Source organism: Desulfovibrio sp. MES5, from assembly GCF_002237645.1.
Taxonomy (GTDB): Bacteria; Desulfobacterota; Desulfovibrionia; order Desulfovibrionales; family Desulfovibrionaceae; genus Desulfovibrio.
The window spans coordinates 67955-86652 of the sequence record NZ_MJUZ01000005.1; the positions used below are offsets into that span (position 1 = coordinate 67955).

The 18698-nt window shown below is 61.4% G+C and carries 12 protein-coding genes; 6 read left to right on the forward strand and 6 right to left on the reverse strand.

What is annotated here, in order from left to right; genetic code table 11:
• Window positions 1-209: 209 nt before the first annotated feature.
• The 4 genes from BCS36_RS01735 to BCS36_RS01750 all read left to right on the forward strand — a co-directional run bounded on the left by BCS36_RS01735 (window position 210) and on the right by BCS36_RS01750 (window position 7147).
• Entirely contained in the window at window positions 210-2444 is a 2235-nt protein-coding gene (locus BCS36_RS01735; RefSeq protein WP_291301202.1) for a ribonuclease catalytic domain-containing protein, read from the forward strand.
• A gap of 201 nt (window positions 2445-2645) precedes the next feature.
• Window positions 2646-3284, forward strand: a complete 639-nt coding sequence (gene plsY, locus BCS36_RS01740) for a glycerol-3-phosphate 1-O-acyltransferase PlsY (RefSeq protein WP_291301203.1) — start codon at window positions 2646-2648, stop codon at window positions 3282-3284.
• 182 nt (window positions 3285-3466) lie between these two features.
• The gene (gene thrC, locus BCS36_RS01745; protein ID WP_291301204.1) at window positions 3467-4912 is read left to right on the forward strand and encodes a threonine synthase; all 1446 of its coding nucleotides are present in this window, start codon (window positions 3467-3469) and stop codon (window positions 4910-4912) included.
• Between the two features lie 183 nt (window positions 4913-5095).
• Complete coding sequence (locus BCS36_RS01750) at window positions 5096-7147, forward strand: methyl-accepting chemotaxis protein (protein ID WP_291301205.1); 2052 nt, start codon at window positions 5096-5098, stop codon at window positions 7145-7147.
• Between the two features lie 223 nt (window positions 7148-7370).
• Here the strand turns inward: BCS36_RS01750 and BCS36_RS01755 are convergent, their stop codons facing one another.
• Entirely contained in the window at window positions 7371-8819 is a 1449-nt protein-coding gene (locus BCS36_RS01755) for a diguanylate cyclase (RefSeq protein WP_291301206.1), read from the reverse strand.
• Window position 8820: 1 nt separating this feature from the next.
• Entirely contained in the window at window positions 8821-11127 is a 2307-nt protein-coding gene (gene feoB, locus BCS36_RS01760; RefSeq protein ID WP_291301207.1) for a ferrous iron transport protein B, read from the reverse strand.
• A gap of 236 nt (window positions 11128-11363) precedes the next feature.
• On the opposite strand from feoB, the gene BCS36_RS01765 reads away from it, so the two are divergent.
• Window positions 11364-11792, forward strand: coding sequence for a MarR family winged helix-turn-helix transcriptional regulator (locus BCS36_RS01765; protein WP_291301208.1), 429 nt, complete (start codon window positions 11364-11366; stop codon window positions 11790-11792).
• 273 nt (window positions 11793-12065) lie between these two features.
• Complete coding sequence (gene fabF, locus BCS36_RS01770; protein WP_291301209.1) at window positions 12066-13295, forward strand: beta-ketoacyl-ACP synthase II; 1230 nt, start codon at window positions 12066-12068, stop codon at window positions 13293-13295.
• A 385-nt stretch (window positions 13296-13680) separates the two neighbouring features.
• Here the strand turns inward: fabF and BCS36_RS01775 are convergent, their stop codons facing one another.
• The 4 genes from BCS36_RS01775 to BCS36_RS01790 form a co-directional block, all read right to left on the reverse strand.
• Window positions 13681-14589, reverse strand: a complete 909-nt coding sequence (locus tag BCS36_RS01775) for an ATP-binding protein (protein ID WP_291301210.1) — start codon at window positions 14587-14589, stop codon at window positions 13681-13683.
• A gap of 242 nt (window positions 14590-14831) precedes the next feature.
• Window positions 14832-16226 carry a glycosyltransferase gene (locus BCS36_RS01780; RefSeq protein WP_291301211.1) on the reverse strand — a complete coding sequence of 465 codons (1395 nt, stop codon included), beginning with the start codon at window positions 16224-16226 and terminating at the stop codon, window positions 14832-14834.
• On the reverse strand, window positions 16226-17188 hold the full coding sequence (locus BCS36_RS01785) for an aminotransferase class IV (RefSeq protein WP_291301212.1): 963 nt from the start codon (window positions 17186-17188) through the stop codon (window positions 16226-16228). The genes BCS36_RS01780 and BCS36_RS01785 overlap by 1 nt, the downstream gene beginning before the upstream one ends.
• Window positions 17189-17289: 101 nt before the next feature.
• Window positions 17290-18336, reverse strand: a complete 1047-nt coding sequence (locus tag BCS36_RS01790; RefSeq protein WP_291301213.1) for an aspartate-semialdehyde dehydrogenase — start codon at window positions 18334-18336, stop codon at window positions 17290-17292.
• Window positions 18337-18698 lie beyond the last annotated feature (362 nt).

The window sequence follows — 18698 nt, forward strand, 5'->3', positions numbered from 1 at the left end:
GGTGGCGGGCAATGCCCGTATGCGCCCGTCACGGCGGAAACAGGGGAACGTACGCGCGCTGGCGTTTCAGTAAAAATCCGCATTAAAATGGCTGCCGTATGGTTGTGCCGCCACGCAGGCACTTGCCAGAAGAACAAAAATAAAGGATTGTCCCTGTCGAAGGCGTGCGGCGGCAAGGCTTGTCTGGCGCGCCTTCTGAAGGAGCAGGCATGTCGGATTGTGTGCGCTATCCAGCGCCGGGCTGCGTGGTGGAATATTTGGAGGGCAATGCTGTTCAGATTGCCCTGATTACTGAAGAGGCCGGGGGACGTTTACGCCTTCTTTTGCCCAACCGCCGTGAAACGCGGCTCAATGCCTCGCGCCTGCTGCCCTGGCTCGGCCCCTTGCACGGGGCGGATCTTGGCCGCGACGAGGCTGTGCGCCTGCTTGAACAGCATAAAAAATGCCGTGAGGACCTGGCCAGCGACGTGCCCGTCATGGACGTGTGGGAGCTGGCGCAGGGCGAGGTAAACGTGGCCCCTGCCACGTGGTTTGCCGAGCTTTTTTCCTCCGACCCCTCTGCGGATCAGGTTTCCGCCTATGGCCGCGCCCTGCTGGCGTGCAAAAGCCATTTTCGCTTTCAGCCGCCGGACTTTCAGGTCTTTCCCGCTGACATGGTTGAAAAACGCCTGGCGGAAGAAAAAAACCGCCTTGAACGTGAAGCCCTTATCGCGGGCGGCGCGGCTTTTTTGCGCATGCTCTGGGACGTGGCCTGCCGTAAGCGCGAACTGCCGCCGCCTCCGGCGGAAGGCGCGAGCAGCGGCGAGTGGCCGCCCGCAGACGTTGCGGAAAGTCTTGAAGAAGTGCTGCGCTCCCGTATGGTTGATCCTGAAGGGCAGGAGTTTGACGCCCTGTGGCGCACCCTTGGCAAGGGGCTGCCTGACGTGCCTCACCTGCCCCTGCAACTGCTGGTGGCCTGGGGCAAGGTGCCGCCGCACTACAATTTCTGGCTGGACCGCGCGGGCTACGCCTCCGGCGACGACTGGTGGACGGCGCACCGCGAGGAAGTGGACGCGCTGGTTCGCGCCGCCGAGAGCGGCGATATGCCCGATGCAGCGCTGTTTGCCCCTGCCGCGCCAACGCCCTGCATGTGCGACGATGCCGCCGCGTCCATCCCTGCTGTCGCCCCGGCGCTTTCCCTGCTTTTTGAGCCCGGGCCGCTGCCCGAAAGTCCGCTGCCCTTTGTCAGCATAGACAGCGCCAGCACCCGTGACGTTGACGACGCCTTTCATGTGCAGACCACGGACGACGGCTATCTGCTGACTCTGGCACTGGCCTGCCCCGCCCTGTACTGGCCCTTTGGCAGCGCTCTGGACAAGGCTGTGCTGCACCGCGGCACAAGCATCTACCTGCCTGAAGGCGATTGCCACATGCTGCCGGAAGTTCTGGGTACGGCCGCCTACTCCCTTGTTGCCAATGAGCCCCGCCCCGCGCTGTGCGTGGAGGTTCCGGTGGACGCCCATGGCCGTTACGGTTCCTGCCGGACGTATCTGGCCCGCGTGCGCCTTGCCGCCAACCTGACCTATCGCGACAGCCAGGCCGTGCTGGATGCGCAGTCCGAGGGCGCCGACCTGCCCGACAACCCCGCCGCCGCCCATGCCGGACAACTCTCCGTCGGGCTTGAACTGGCCCGCAAACGCCAGAGCGCCCGCATTGAAGACGGGGCCGTGGTGATGGACAGGCCCGATCCCGCCATATCGCTTGAGGGCGAAGGGGCCGACGTGCGCGTGCATGTGGGGCCTGACTACTGCGCGCCCGATGCGCAGATGCTGGTGGCGGAAATGATGATTCTTGCCAGCGCTGCAGTGGCCCACTGGGCTCGTGAGCGCGGCATGGCCATGCTGCACCGGGTGCAGGACGTGGTTTTGCCCCGTGAATACGCGGGCGTCTGGAGCACACCCCAGGACATGACGCGCATAATGCGGGCGCTGACGCCCTCTGGGCTTGAGGTGCAGGCGCGGCCTCATGCGGCTTTGGGCCTTGACCGTTACACGCCCGTGACTTCGCCCTTGCGCAGGTATCCTGATCTTGTCAACGAGGCCCAGGTGGTGCATTTCTTGTGCACAGGGCAGCCCCGCTGGAGCGAAGACGCGCTTGTGAGCCTTTTGCACGCGCTTTCGCCCGCGCTGGACGGGGCCGGACAGGTGCAGCGCTTCCGCCCGCGTTACTGGAAGCTGCTGTTCTTCCGGCAGCAGGGCGACAAGGTGTGGTGGCCCGGCGTGATCACGGAGGAAAATGACGCCTTTGTGAGCGTGAGCCTGCCGGATCAGGGCATGTTTGTACGGGGCAGGCGTAAACTTTTTGACGACAGGGCGCACCCCGGATTGCAGGTGGATGTGCGCATCGGCAAGGTGCACCCCCTGTATAACGAGATCATGATTCTGGAAGCGGCCACGGCAGGGTAGCGCGAGGGCGCTTGCCCTGACTGTAAGGACGGCCCCTCTGTGTGGGCGACCCATTGCGGGCGGCCCCCAATCTGGGCAGCGGCCGTCCGGCTGGCCCGTGGCGTGGTCATTGACCATACGCCTGGCGGCCGTCGGGGAGCTTTACGGGTGGCGACAGCAGTATTGGTAAAAATGGCCTAACAGCACATGGCGGAGAAAACCATGCTGGAAGTTTTATGGATTGCCCTGGCCTATGTACTCGGCTCCGCGCCGTGGGGACTGGTCATTGCCAGAACATTTTGCGGCGTTGACCCCAGAGAGAGCGGCAGCCGTAATACCGGAGCCACCAATGTGGCGCGCCTGTGCGGCTTCAAGTGGGGCGTGGTCACGCTTTTGTGCGACGTGCTCAAGGGCGCAGCGCCTGTATGGCTGGCCTTCAGAATCAACGCCTCCCCGGTTTTCGTCAGCATTGTGGCCCTGGCCTGCGTACTGGGCCATGTTTTTTCCTGTTTTATGAAGTTTAAGGGCGGCAAGGCGGTGGCCACAAGCATCGGCGTTTTTCTGCCCCTCGCCTTCTGGCAGCTGCTTGCGGCTTCGGTTCTGTGCCTTCTGGCGATCTGGCGCAGCGGCTTTGTGTCGCTGGGTTCGCTGACGCTGGTCACGGCCCTGCCTGTGGCGCTGGCCGTCAGCAGCCAGTGGACGTGGCTGCCGCTGGCCCTTGGCGTATGGGCTGTTGTGGTCTGGAAGCACAGGGAAAACATCGTCCGCTTGCGTGCCGGAACCGAAAAAAGCTGGCAGAAAAGCAAGAGCCGGTGTGATGCTCCCTGCGCTCCGCAAAGCGAAGACGAGAGCGAAAAATAGCGCCCTGCCCGTTGCGGGCAGGAACTCTGCATAGTTGGATTGTCCCGCGCAAAAGGCGCGGGGCGGGTAAAAAGCCTGTGAAGCGGCTTCGGCAGCAAATGTTTTTGCATCCGAAGGTGGGGGAAGAAGGTTTTTTACGCAAAGTCTCCCTTCCCCCGGCTTACCAAGAAGGAGTTCGTCTTATGGCCCACGCGGATTTTCCGGCCTATCGCGGCCGCATGGAGTATGTCTGCCTTGACTGCGGCGCGCGCTACCCCGGCGACGACCTGCTGTATACCTGCCCCCAGTGTGGCGGTGTTTTTCTGCTGGAAAACCTTGATTACGCCAAGCTCAAGGAGCGCAGCGGTCAAGAGTGGCGGCAGGTTTTTGACGACCGCAGCGCCACCCGTGTGACGGCCCTCAAGGGTATTTTTCGCTATTACGAACTGCTGGCTCCGCTGCTGGACGAAGACGACATCGTCTACCTTGGCGAAGGCATCACGCCCATTGTGGAGGCTGCCCCGGCCCTTCGCGATCAGGTTGGCGTGCCCTTTGCCTATAAAAATGACGGCCAGAATCCCAGCGCGTCCTTCAAGGACAGGGGTATGGCCTGCGCCTTCAGTTATCTGAAGTGGCTCTGCCGCCGCAACAAGTGGGACGAAGTGCTTACGGTCTGCGCCTCCACGGGCGACACGTCGGCTGCCGCCGCCCTGTATGCCTCCTATGTGGGCGCTCCCTTGAAGTCCGTTGTGCTGCTGCCCCACGGCAAGGTGACGCCGCAACAGCTTGCCCAGCCCCTGGGCAGCGGGGCTACCGTGCTGGAACTGCCGGGCGTGTTTGACGACTGCATGAAGGTGGTGGAACTGCTGGCCGAGAACTACCGCGTGGCCCTGCTCAACTCCAAAAACAGCTGGCGCATTCTGGGTCAGGAATCCTATGCCTACGAAGTGGCCCAGTGGTATGGCTGGGACATGACCGACCAGTGCCTTTTTGTGCCCATCGGCAACGCGGGCAACGTCACGGCCATCATGTGCGGGCTGCTGAAGATGCTGGATCTTGGCATCATCACCAGCCTGCCGCGCATTTTCGGCGTGCAGTCCGAGCATGCGGACCCCGTGTGGCGCTACTACGACGCCCCCAAGGGTTCGCGTCACTGGCAGCCTGTGACCGTGCAGCCCAGCGTGGCCCAGGCGGCCATGATCGGCAATCCCGTGTCCTTCCCCCGTGTGCGCATGCTGGCCGAGCGCTTTATTGAAGCTGGCGGCGAGCGCGCCTTCCAGGTGGTGCGCGTGACCGAGCAGCAGATCATGGACGCTATGATCGTTGGCAACCGCCACGGCCACATCGCCTGCACCCAGGGCGGCGAGTGCCTGGCCGGGCTGCGCAACGCCCGCGCCCTCGGCCTTGTGGGCGACCACGAGCATGCCGTGCTGGACGCCACAGCCCACGCGCTCAAGTTCGCAGGTTTTCAGGATATGTACTTCAGTGACGCTTTCCCGGCGGAATATGGCGTCACGCCTGACAAGAGCCTCGCCAACATGCCGGAACTCCTTTTGCCCCAGAGCGCCAGGGATGGCCGCGAAGTGGCGGAATTCGCCAGCATGGGCGCTGATGCCGTGGTGCGCAGGCTCAAGCTGCAAAAAAAATAGATATACTAAAGTTTGTTCAATAAAATGCGGTGGCGTAACAGGAGTTGCGCCGCCGCATCTCTTTTTGCCTGTATTCCGGTTCGGCAGACCCGGAATACAGGCATAAACCCGAATGTGCAGAATGTTCTGTCTGGCCGCTAACGTCGGAAAAGGCGCTGCCAACTTCTGCAAAGAGAGGAAAGGATGTTTTCCAGCATCAGAACAGCAATGCTGCTGCTTGTGGGAGGGGTTGTCATTATAATCCAGTCCCTGCTTGTCGGAGTTGTGGTCGAGCTCAGTCACGACTCCAATCTGGAAGTGCGCACGCACGAAATGCACCTCATGGCGCAGACCATCTCAAAGTCTTTGTCCGATTTCGGGCAGCAGCAGGCAATGCTGGTGCGCGGCGTGGCAAAGGCCCCAAGAGTGAGGGCCTTTCTGGTTTCCGGCGAGGGCATTGAAGGCGCAGCCACCTTTCTTTCCGTCATGTCGCAGGCATCGTCAGACGTAAACACGCTCTACCTCTTTGACCTTCAGGGCAAACAGCTGATCACGCGCACGCAGGGCAAGGAGGGCAAGCTCAGCAGTCTTGCCGACCGCGCGTATGTCCAGGCGGCTCTGGCCGGCAAGGATGGCTTCAGCTCATCAGCCACAATGAGCTACGCCACGGGCAAGCTCATTGTCAGCGTGACAGCGCCCGTGCTCGACGACAGCGGAAAGGTCATCGGCGGCGTGGGCATGTCCTACGACATTGCGGGCCTCATGAAAAATTACATTGAGAGCATCAAGCTGGGCAGTACGGGCTACCCCTTCATCATCTCGCCCGAAGGCGTCGTGATAGGGCATCCCGACAGCGAGTTTATTCTCAAAAATTTTGCTGCCGAGCCGGGTATTGCCGACATGCTCAAAAGCCCCTCCGGCAGAGGCCTTGCCTACAAGAACCCCAACGGGCAGGCGCGTATCCTGGCCTGGGCCAGCGTGCCTCACTGGAACTGGATTGTGGGCGTGACCATGACCACGGGGGAAATTGAAGCTCCTGCCCGTGAACAGCGCAACATCATGCTGCTCATCGGCGGCATTGCCGTGGCGGCGCTCATCATCATTACCCTTGTTGCCCTGGACAGGATTGCAGTGCGTCCCTTGCGCCAGCTGCAAGGTTATGCGGCCGAGGTGGCCGAGGGCAGGTTGGACAACACGCTGCTGCTCAGGTCGCGCAACGAGATTGGCAGACTGGCGGAGAACCTGCGCGCCATGGTGGCAAGCCTCAAGGACATGATAGCCCAGGCTGACGAAAAAACCAGCATGGCCAGGCTTGAGTCCGACCGCGCGGCCCAGGCCACGGCAGAGGCGCAGAAAGCCCGCACCGCCGCTGAAAAGGCCAAGGCCGAAGGCATGCTGCATGCCGCCTCAAGTCTTGAGGGGGTTGTGAAGGCCATTACCGACGCTTCCGGAGCGCTTTCCGCCCAGGTTGACCAGTCCAGCAGGGGGGCTGAGCAGCAGAGCGTCCGCACCAGTGAAACGGCCACCGCAATGGAGGAGATGAACTCCACCGTAACCGCGGTGGCCCGCAATGCCGCAGAGGCCGCCACCTCGGCGGACCATGCCAGATCCAGGGCCACGGATGGCGCCAATGTGGTTTCGCAGGTCATCAGCGGCATCGGGCATGCCCAGGAGCAGGCCACGGAACTCAAGGAAGACATGACCGCCCTGGGCAAGCAGGCCGAAAGCACGGGGCAGATACTGGGCGTTATTTCAGACATTGCGGACCAGACCAATCTGTTGGCCCTCAACGCCGCCATTGAGGCCGCCCGCGCTGGCGAGGCCGGGCGCGGCTTTGCCGTGGTGGCGGACGAGGTGCGCAAACTGGCTGAAAAAACCATGAGCGCCACCCGCGAAGTGGGAGAAGCCATTACTGAAATACAGAATGGAACCCGCAAGAACGTGGGCCATGTTGAGCAGGTGGTGAACAGGATAGACGCGGCCACGGCACTGGCCGGAGCCTCGGGCGAGGCCCTGCGGGAAATCGTGTCCCTGGTGGAAGAAACGTCCAATCAGGTGCGCTCCATAGCCACGGCGGCGGAGCAGCAGTCCGCCACCAGCGAGGAGATCAACCGCTCGGTGGATGAAGTGAACCGCATCTCCTATGAAACCTCCGAAGCCATGCGCTTGTCGACGTCATCTGTGGCCGAGCTCGCACGCCAGGCGCAGGTGCTGCGCGAACTTATCGAAAACATGAAGAACGAAGGCAGGGGGTAACGCTACCCTGACCTGCTCTGGCTCGGCAAAGCAGGTCGCCCCTTCAGCTTGATGCGCCCCGGCATGCGGTTTTGGCCGCATGCCGGGGCGTTTTTGTGCGAAAATATCTGTACGGCAGGGAAGGCCGAAAAAGTGCGGCCAGTTAAGCGTCAGCCCCATAAGCGCATAACCCCATACGCGCACAGTAGTGGGGGGGCTTCTTCTGCAGGCGCATGCCCGCAACTCAGGCTGGCTGCGGTGCCGGGGTGCAGGCCATCTCCTCCCCATAGATATGGGTGCGGTTGCGCCCGGTGGATTTGGCGTCGTACAGGGCCGCATCGGCGTTGCGCACCAGCAGCTTGCCGTCGCTGCCCGCATCCTTGCCGGGCACAAGGCTGGCCACGCCCAGGCTTACGGTCACAAAGCCGTTTACGGGCGAAGCGGGGTGGGGCAACTGCTCGCGTTCTATCTCATTGTGTATGCGCAGGGCCACGGCACGGGCCGTGTGCGTGTCGGCTCCCGGCAGAAGCAGGGCAAACTCCTCGCCGCCGTAGCGGGCGCACACGTCTGTGGAGCGGGCGGCCCTGCTCATGGCTGCGGCGACGCGCTTGAGGCATTCGTCGCCAGCCTGGTGGCCGTAGTTGTCATTATAGATCTTGAACTTGTCCACATCCAGCATGATGAGGGCCAGGGGCTGCTGCCGTTCCTGCGCAAAACGCCAGAGGCCGCGCAGGCTGTCGTCAAAGGAGCGGCGGTTGCGCACTCCGGTGAGGCCGTCCACAAGCGACATTTTCTGAAAGCGGTCATGCTCTGAAACCAGTTTGTTGGACTGTATGGTGGCCTTGCTCAGATAGGTGCTCAGATTGTCCAGCGCGGAGGCGATATTGCGTATCTCCACAATGCGGCTGCGCGGCAGAAACAGCTTTTTGACGCCTGTGCCCAACTGGTCGAGATAGGCCATGATGCCGCGCAGGGGGCGCGCCAGTTGCAGGCGCAGGATGGCGTAAAGCGAGGTCATGCCCGCGCCGAGAAAGAGAAAACCCAGCAGCAGTCTGTTTTCAAACTCATGCGCCAGGGCGGCGGTGCGCCGCAACTGTCCGTGCATTTCGTCAGCAAGGGGATGGCGCGCCTCAATGCTGGCCAGAGCTGAGGTAAAGTCGGTCAGGGCCGCGTCCATAGCCAGACGCACAGCGGCAAGACTTCCTGCGGCATACGATGCGGCGCTGCCGTCGGCCGCCTGGTCTTCGTCGTGCCGCAATCCGGCTTTCTGCGGGGCAGGCGGGCCGTTAAGCCCGACTTGCAGATCGTGCGCCTGGGCGTGCAGGGCGGCCAGCCTTTCAAGCGCGCTCACGGCCCCTTCCCAGTGCTGGCGCTGCACAATGGCCCCCGGCGGCGTCCTGCGCAGCTGCGCTATGGCCGCCTGCAAGTCCTCGCGGCTCTGCGCGCTGGACTCCGCAAGCACCACTTCGCCCAAGAGCCTCCACAGGTCTTTCTTCTGTTTGTCCGCCTGGTCAAGGGCTTCGGTAAGGGGCAGGTACGCGCCGTAAATTCTGGTGCTGGCCACGCTGATATCGCGCGCCATGTTCATGTAAAAGAAAAAACTGGCCGAAAATATGAGTCCCAGCACAACGATGCCGCTGCTCAGAAAAGCGTTGATGCCTATGCAGGCTTCCTTTTTTTCGTCCTTAGCCATGTCAGTTTCCTATCCAGGCGCAATAGGTCTGGTAAATGCCCACGGCCATAGCAAAGGCCAGCAGGGTATTGAAAATGATGCTGAAGAAAACCCATTTCCAGCTGCCGGATTCCTGCCGGATGACCACAAGGGTCACAAAGCAGGGCGCGTACAGCATGACGAAAACCAGCAGGGCCAGTGCCGAACCCTGGTTCCAGCTCGGGTCCTTGCGCAGAAGTTCGGCCAGCGAAACGTCGTCGTCAGGATCCTGCTTGCCAAGAGCGTACGCCGTGCCAAGGGTGGAAATGATGGCCTCCTTGGCGGCAATGCCGCCTATGAGCGCCACGTCCGTGCGCCAGCTGAAGCCCGCGTGCTGCGTCACGTCCTCAAGCCATGTGCCCAACTGCCCGGCAAAAGAATGCCGGAGCCTTTCGGCGTTAAGGGCCTTCTCGGCCTTGCCAAGCCTGCCTTCAAGGTCGGCGTGCGCGTCTTCGGCCAGTTCCGGGTTTTCCAGCGCCGCTGACAGGCGGGCGATATCGTTTTCAAAGGGCAGGGCCAGCTGCGGGTCAAGGGCGGGAAAGGTCATGCCCGCCCAAATGAGCATGGCCAGGGGCACAAGCACGGTGCCGGCCTTTTTCAGATACATCCAGGTGCGCTCCCAGCAGTGGATGCAGATGCCGCGCACCGTGGGCAGGCGGTACGGGGGCATTTCCATTACAAGGGGAGTGGCCTCGCCCCGCAGCACGGTCTTGCGCAGAAAAAGCGCCACAAGAAAGGCGAAAGCCCACGAAAGAAGGATGATCATGAACATCATGTTGGCCGCGTTCTCGGGAAAAAACGTGCCCACCAGCAGCAGGTACACGGGCAGCTTGGCCCCGCAGGCCATATAGGGAAGGGTGAGCATGGTGGCCAGTTTTTCCTTGGGGCTGCGCATGGTGCGCGTGGCCATGACCCCTGGGATGGCGCAGCCCCCGGCAATGCCGCCGGAAATGATGTAGGGCATCACCGAAGCGCCGTGCAGGCCGAACATCTGAAAGACCCTGTCCGCGATATAGGCCATGCGGGCCATGTAGCCGCTGTCTTCCACAATGGAGATGAGGGCGAACATGATGAGCACCAGAGGCACAAAACTGAGAACGCCGCCCACGCCTGCGATAAGGCCGTCAACAATGAGGGACGACAGCAGACCTTCAGGCAGGGCCGAGCCCACCACTTCGCTCAGCAGGGAAAATCCGGATTCCAGCCATGCCTGCGGGTAGGAACCGAGCACAATGGTGATCTGAAACATGGCGTAAAGCACGCCCAGCATGACCAGCGCTCCCCAAAACGCGTGCGCCAGCACCCTGTCCAGCCGGTCGCTCATGCCAAGGCGCTGGCGATTGCCGGTTTTGCTGATGCAGGCGGCGGCGACCTGGCGCACAAAGGCGCTGTGCCCGTCGGCCACAAGGCCTTCAACGTCCACATCCTGCGCGCGCAGGGTCTGGTGCAGGTCGCGGCAAAGGGTTTCAAGCCAGTCGGCCAGGGTGGGGTCTGCGGAGTGTATGGCGCGTATGGCCTCCGGGTCGCTCTGGGCAAGGTTCAGGGCCAGCCAGCGCGGCGCGCAGTGGGCATAGGGCGATGCGGCCATGCGGCTGCTGCCCGCGATGAGTTCTTCCATCTGGGCCAGGGCCGGGTCAAGCAAGGGGCCGTAATTGATATGGAGGGCTTGTGCCTTCACCTGTGGGCAAAGCGCGGCCTGCGCTCCGACGAGGGCGGGGTCAGGCTCATCATCGGCCAGGGCGCAGACGCGCGCCGCGTCAAGAGCCTCGTGCAGCCCCTTGCCGTTGGTGCCCACCGTGGGCAAAGCGCTTGCGCCCATCATGCTGGAGAGCCTGATAAAGTCTATTTCAATGCCTGCGGCTCTCGCTTCGTCCATCATATTGCAGGCCAGCACCACGGGCAGGCCCATTTCGCGCAACTGGGCCGTGAGCAGCAGCCCGCGTTCCAGAATACCCGCATCCACCACATTTATGACGGCCTGCACCGTTCCGCTCAGCAGCACGTTGCGGGCCACCACCTCTTCCTGCGAATAGGCGGAAAGCGAATAGGTGCCCGGCAGGTCCACCAGCACCAGCTTTTGCCCCTGATGGCGGATAATGCCCTCTTTTTTTTCAACGGTGACGCCGCTGTAGTTGCCCACATGCTGGCGTGCGCCGGTGAGGGCGTTGAAAACCGTGGTTTTGCCGCAGTTGGGATTGCCCGCAATGGCGAACCGCAAAGAGTAGGTAAGGCCGCCAATATTGGCGCGCGCTGACGGCAACACGGCATCAGCGGTATAGGAATCCGACATTATGGCGCTCCTGTAGTTGCCTGCGGCCTTCGCACAGAAAAAGCCGCCGACAAGAAGCTGGTGGGGGTATTTTTCGAAATTGAAATCTATTTTCAAAAATAGATGAAGTCAAGCGATCGCTCGCCACAAAGAGAAAATATTCGCAGGTCATAAGGATAGCGGCGGCATTGGCCACATTGACGTTTCGGCTGGCTTTGCGATAGATGCATATACATAAAAAATGCTACGGAGAACCAATGCCCTTTCCCTGCATTCCTTTGCATGTCCGCAAGGCAGACCGCCTGCTTTCGCAGATGTATGGGCGCTACTTTGCCAAAAGCGGCATGCGGGGCACGCAGTTTGCTCTGCTCAGGGCCATTGCCGCCATGCCCGAACCCTTTATCACCGAAATCGGGCGCATATTGGGCATGGACCAGACCACGGTCACCCGCAATGTGGAAAAGCTTGAAAAGGCCGGTCTGGTTGAAACCGGGCCAAACCCCGGCGACACGCGCAAAAAGATGGTGCGCCTGTCCGCCAGCGGCAAGGCCAGTCTGGCTGTCGCAGAGCCCTGCTGGGCAGAGGCGCAGCAGGCCCTGCTGGACGGATTGGGAGAGGATGAGGCGCGAGAGTTGCTGCGCCTGCTGGCCAAGGTCAGCGCCCTGGCGCAAGATGGAGCAGAATAACTTTGAAATGTTTTGTGGTGGATGGATCCTTCAACAAAAGGGTCGCCTCCCACACGCCCCCACCCCCTGAAATTCTTATGGTATGCGTGTAGTACGAGACGGGTTTTGATCTGGAGCGTGGGGCAGAGACAATGGTTTACGGAAAGTACGCCGTTTCAAGGCGCATCTGCTTTAGTGTCAGGCAATCGAGAGTATTTGTTCGCACTGTTTGCATGCGCCCGCTGTGCCCGGCGCAAGGCAAGGTATTGTTAAAATCAAAGCTCAGGAGAGCATATGCGTAAGGTGGTTGTAACTGGATGCGGCATCATTTCACCTTCAGGAAATGACGTCGAAACGCTCTGGAAGAACATCTCAACCGGCACGTCCGGCATACAAAAACTTGAAGACCCCGCCTTTGCGGAAAGCGCTTCAAGGGTTGGCGGCGTGATCGGGGACTTTCCCGCTGAAGCCTATCTGGAGGCCAAGGAAGCGAAGAAATACGACCGTTACATCCAGTATGCCTATGCGGCGGCAAAGCAGGCCCTTGATATGGCCAATCCCGGCGACGATTGGGACGCCGAGCGGGCGGGCGTGTATGTGGGGTCGGGCGTTGGCGGCATAGAGACCATCATGCGCAACCATGAGGCCTTTCTTGCCAAGGGCGCGCGCCGCGTTTCGCCCTTTATGGTTCCTATGATGATCAGCAATATGGCTTCGGGCGTCATTGCCATCAAAACGGGCTTCAAGGGGGCGAACTACGCTCCGGTGTCGGCCTGCGCCACCGCAAACTCCGCCATTGGCGAGGCATTTTTGAGCATCAGGCACGGCTATGCCGACATGATGCTGGCCGGTGGGTCCGATGCTGGCATCCATCCCTTCTTGTTTGCCGGGTTCTCAAGCATGAAGGCCTTGTCCACCAATAATGACCACCCGACGCAGGCCAGCCGTCCCTTTGACCGCGACCGCGACGGATTTGTCATGTCCGAAGGGGCCGCCGTGCTTCTGCTTGAAGACCTTGAGCACGCCACGCGGCGCGGGGCGACCATTCTGGGCGAAGTGGCGGGCTACGGCGCAACCTGCGACGCTGCCCACATCACCTCGCCGGACTTTCACGGCGCGGCCCGGTCAATGAGCATGGCCATCAAACAGGCCGGGGTGACCCCCGCCGACATAGGCTACATCAATGCCCACGCCACCGGCACGCGGGAGGGCGACAAGTCTGAAGCCAAGGCCATTGGCGATGTTTTTCAGCAGTGCCTCGCCACTGCCCGCGTCAGCGCCACCAAGTCCATGACGGGCCATCTTTTCGGCGCGGCGGGCGGCATTGAGGCGATCATTACCTTGCAGGCCCTGCGGCACGGGCTGCTGCCGCCCACCATAAATCTGGACAATCCCGATGACGAATGCGGCCTGAACCACATCCGCAATGTCGCCGTGAAGTCCGACATTACCTACGCGCTTTCCAACGCTTTTGGCTTTGGCGGGCACAATGCCTCGGTGGTGTTCAAAAAGTACGAGGGTTAGAGCCGTTTACCCCTGAATTTGCTCCGGCGACTGCGGGAGCGCCGTTCAGGAATAAATATCGCGGATATACAACAGGGCGCAGCCGTGTGGCTGCGCCCTGTTGCGTTCATCTATGACAGTAACCAGCTGAAAGTCTGTTGCTTGATGCAGATAGCCATTGAAATGGCGTGCCGTAGTGAGCCCCTGCCCCTGGAGCCCCGCTTCAGATCAGTAAATTCATTGTGCTGCAACTGGAGCAACTTACTTTATTCAAAGCTAACATGCTCCACGACAATAAGAGTTTTAGGGGGTGGGGGTGTGGGGGAGGAGACCCTTTTGCAAAAGGATCCGTCCCCCACAAAGCAGTACCGCATACCCCAACAACACATCCCAAACCGTGCCCGCTCTAGCCTTCGCCTTTTAACGCGGCGCGGATGCGGCAGACGCCGCAGGTCTCGCCCGAGGACGTGGGGTAGCCGCAAAGGGTGCAGGGGGCCAGTTCAATGCCTTCTTCGGCCTCGCGCCGGGCGAAGACGGGCCGTCCGCGTGCGAGAAAGCCCTGATAAAAATCGAGTTTGCGGCCGGGCATGGCGGCCTCGAGGTTCTGCATCAGTCCCTTGAGGGTGGTGAAGCTTGCTCCGGGGCTGTAGGGGCAGGGTGCATAATGGTTTTCAATGCCCATCAAGAAGGCGTAGTTGGCGGTTTCAAATTCCGACAGCCGCCAGAGGGGTTTGACCTTGCGTGAAAAGCCGTGCTCGCTGTCGAGCAATGGCCCTTGGTCGGAAAGGTAGGCGGTATCCCAACGCAGGGTGTTGCTGAACAGGCGCGCCACCTCGTCATCGAGGTTATGGCCTGTGGCCAGGGCGTCAAAGCCTTCATCCAGGGCGACCTTGTTGAAAAAATGGCGCTTGATCTTGCCGCAGGCAGAGCAGACGGGGCGGTTCAGACGCTCTTTGACCGCCGGAATGGGCAGGCCCTCGGCGACCATTTCTTTGATCATCAGATTGAGGCCATGCTTGGCGCAGAAGCGCTCCACCACGCCGCGCGCGGCAGCGGAAGAAACGGGAATGCCAAGGTCGATGTGCAGGCCCGTGACATTGTAGCCCTGAAGCGACAGCTCCAGCATGAGGGCCAGCGAATCCTTGCCGCCTGAAAGCGCCACCAGCACGCGCTCGTCGCGGGTGAAAAGCTTTTGGCCTTCAATGCCCTTGGCAACCTGGCGGGAAAAAAAATCCTTGTAGCAGTCGGGACAAAAGGCGGCATTGTGGCTGCGCAGGGCAACCACGGCCTCGGCTTTGCAGATTTTACACTTCATCATTGTTCCTGGGCTGTATGTAAAAATAAGAAGTCATAGTATTTCAGTATAGGGAAACGCTGATTTATTCCGTTTGGCGTCGTTGCTTCACTTTTTTTGAACAGTCGAGGACGGAAGAGTCCACTCCTGCTTCAAAAAAAGATCGCGCCTTGCCAAACGAAATAACTGCGCGTTTCCAGAAGGCCCTTTATAGCATTTTCGCATTGAGAATATCCATTCTCAATGCTTCCATAGAAATTTGCTCAAGTCCGGGAATCGCCTGTGGAGGGCGGCGTCGGCTCCAGCCAGCCAAGCTGGCGGCACCATTGCTGGTATTGGGCGCAGGCCCTGGCAGCAAAGGATTCAAACCCCACATGACTGCGCAGCGATTGGCCGCCTTCGGCAAGCCTGCGGCGCAGGGGCGCGTCCTGCATGATGTCTATCATGGCCTTGGCAAGAGCCTGGGGATCGTTTTCTTCCACCAGCAGCGCCACGTCATCCGGGTTGTTGTCGTTAAGGCGCAGGCGTTCGCGGTGCAGGGGGCTTGCGCTGCACACCGTGGGCAGAAAGGCCGCCACGCCCGCCCAAAGGCTTTCGGGCAGCTCATCGGGGGAGGACCCAGGCGCCAGCCATGCATGGCAGCGCCGCAGAACCTCTGGCAGGGGTTGCTCGTTGAGCAGGCACAGGCGCGAACTGACGCCAAGGTTTTCGGCCTCTTCCAGCAGTTCGGCGTAGCGGGGCCCGCCGCCAAGCGCGCGTACCTCCCAGGTGGGCAGGTCGTCGCGCTGCCACATGGCCGCCATGGCGCGCGTCACCAGTTGCGCGCCGGAGCGCGGCGTCATGGCGTCGCCCAGGGCAAAAATAAAGCGTTGGCCGCAGGGTTGCGCTGTTGCGTCAGAGGCGGGTTCAGATGTCTGCGCCTGCTTCCAGGGAGAGGAGGGCGTAAAGTCGTCCAGGCTCATGCCGGGAGCAATCAGGGTGAGGAGGTCGCCGTCAAGGCGGAGCGTCCGGCCTTTTTCGCCGCGCTCTGCACGCAGGGTCGCCTTTTCGGCGTCATTATCTGCAGTGCCGTCTGAGTGGGGCGTGGCGCTTCCCGCTGCGGCGTTTTCCGTAACGGCGTTTTCAGCCCGGGCGCTTTCCATTCTTGCGGGGGCGGGCAGGCGCTCCAGTATGTGCTGTGAGCCGCAAAGAATTTTGTGCGCGGCCAAAAAAGGCTTGCCCGTCATGCTCTGGGCCGTGGGCGGTCGCAGCAGAAAAGCGTGGGACAGAAGCGTTGCGCCGGGCTCACGCATGCGCAGGATGCTGCGGCCAAGGGGCATGGCGTCCTGCCCCACTGTCTGCACCAGCAGGCGGGGGTGCCTGCGCTGCCAGCGCCACAGTTTCCATAAATTTAGTGGGTTGCGTACGCTCGCGCCGCTGACGGGAATGACGGGCAGGTTGAGTTGTACGGCGCGGCGATGCAGGCTGGAATTTTCAAGGCAGACCAGCATGGGGGCAAAGTTGCCGCCGTCACGCATGCTGCGGGCCAGCGCCAGAGCGTGTTCTTCTTCCATACGGGCCGTGCGCATGGGCGAACCAAGCTCGGCCCAGCGCGTCTGTTCGTCAGGGCTGGCGGGGCTGGGTGTGGTGTTTTGCAGGGCTATGAGCAGCACACGCATCAGAAGGGGGTGCCTTGTTCCAGCAGATGTTCGAGCAGGGCCGTTTGCAGCCACCGGGCCACGGGGCCGGGTTTGCCGCGCCACGCGCCATGGCCCACGGGAGCGCCGTCAAAATGCGTAACGCCCACGCACAGGGTGGAACTGGTGAAAAGCAGCATTTCACGGGCAGTGGCGACTTCGTCTTTGTGGATGGGCCGTTCCAGCACAGGCAGCGGATCGGGAACGCGCCGCGCTGCCAGTTCAAGGGCCGCCAGCATGGTGGTGCCGGGCAGGATGCGCCTGAGTTCAGGGCAGAGCAGGCTGCCATGGGCGTCCACAAGGCCCACGTTGGCCGTGGCGGCCTCGCCCATGAAGCCGTTTTCGTCAAAGGTCACGGCCACGTCCATGCCTTTTTGAGAGGCTTCCATAGCCATGAAGACATTGGGCAGGTAGTTGGTGTTCTTGATGCGGGCGAGGTATTCCTGCTTGGGCGGAATGTCGCTGGTAAAGGCGGTGAGGCCTTTTTCATAAAAGGCTTCGCCCGCGAAGTTTTTGCGCAGGGCCACTATGTAAAGTCCGGCCTGCGGGCATTCCGAAGGGCTGATGCCGAAACCGCCGGGGCCACGGCTCAGGAACACGCGCATGTCGCCCTGCTCGCTTGCTGCGGCACGGGCAACATCAAGAATAATGGCGCGTATTTCGTCCCAGGAGCAGGGCGGCGTGATTTGCAGGGCGGCTGCGCCGTCCTTGAGGCGGCCCAGGTGCTGGTCAAAGCTGAACAGCCTGCCCTGACGGTAGCTGATGCTCTCAAAAAGGCCGTCGCCCCTGTGGCAGATATGGTCGTCCAGAGGCAAGAGCAGCAGGCTGGCGTCTGTGCAGATATGCCCCACCCTGTGGTCATAGAAGGCCAGCACGTTCTCTGATCCGGGGCGGGGGGCGGCCAGCAGGGCCGTCAGGTAGGTCTGGGCATCCACAGCTTTCAAGGGGGGTCTCCTCAATGGGCGGACGGGGTGGCTCCCCAGTCCGCCCGCTGAAGGCGTATTTTTATCTGGCGATGCGAACGCGCGTATAAACGCAGGCCGTTCTATGCCATGAAGACGTTTTTGTCCGCCACGCGCACAAGTTCACGCTGCACAAGCTCTTCGGCAATCTGCACGGCGTTGAGGGCCGCGCCCTTGCGTATGTTGTCGGCCACGATCCACATGTTGAGGCCGTTTTCAATGGTCTCGTCCTCGCGGATGCGTCCCACATAGGTGGCGTCGTCGCCGCCGCAGTAGCCGGGCATGGGGTACATGAGCTCGCGGGGATTGTCGAACACGCGCACGCCGGGCGCTTGCGAAAGCATGACGCGGGCGTCGCGGGCCGATATTTTCTTTTCCGTCTCGATGTTGACGGACTCCGCATGGCAGTAGAACACGGGCACGCGCACGCAGGTGGCCGTAACCTTGACCGAAGGATCGTTGAAAATCTTGACGGTCTCGTGAACCATCTTCATTTCTTCCTTGGTGTAGTCGTTTTCAAGGAAAACGTCGATGTGCGGCAGGCAGTTGAAGGCGATGCGGTAGGGATAGGTCTTGTTTTCGGGGTCCCGGCCATTGAAAAGGTCGCGCACCTGCCGTTCCAGCTCTTCAATGCCCTTCTGGCCCGTGCCGGAAACCGCCTGATAGGTGGACACGACGATGCGCTTGATTTTCGCGGCGTCGTGCAGGGGCTTCAGCGCCACAACCATCTGGATGGTGGAGCAGTTGGGGTTGGCGATAATGCCATTGTGCGCGTCCAGGGCGCTGGCGTTTACTTCGGGCACCACCAGAGGGCAGCGGTCATCCATGCGCCATGCTGCAGAATTGTCCACCACAACACAGCCAGCATGGGCCGCGTGGGGGGAGAATTTTTGCGAAGCGGCGCCGCCAGCGGAGAAAATGGCCAGATCAATGCCTTCAAAGACGTCTTCTTTCAGCTCTTCAACAGTTAGCTCGCGCTCGCCAAAGGGCACCTTGGTGCCCGCCGAACGGGCGGAGGCAAAGGCACGTATTTCAGTAGCGGGAAATTCGCGCTCGTGAAGGGTCTTGAGCATTTCACGGCCTACGGCGCCAGTGGCGCCCACAACGGCAACAGTCAGCTTCTTGCTCATGGTCTTTCGCTCTCCTTGGGGCGATGCCCGGCGGCCTTACGGAGCCGCCGATAAAAAGGGCGCGGCACATGCGCGCGGTGAGGCGGAAGTATAGCCCCCATTGCGGCAAAAGTGAAGGGCAGCGTTTCTGTTAAAACCATTGCGTTTAAAGTTGTGTTCTGGAGCAGTTTTATCTTGAAATGCTTTGTGGGTGGGGGGGGGGGGGGGATGTGGTGAGAAAACCTCTTCCCCCCCCCCCCCCCCCCCCCCCCCCCCCCCCACCCCCACCCCCCCCCCACACCCACCACCCCCACCCCCGCCCCTACCCTCCCACCCCTCCCCTACACAAATAAAACTAACAAACCCTCCCCATCGCACTCCAC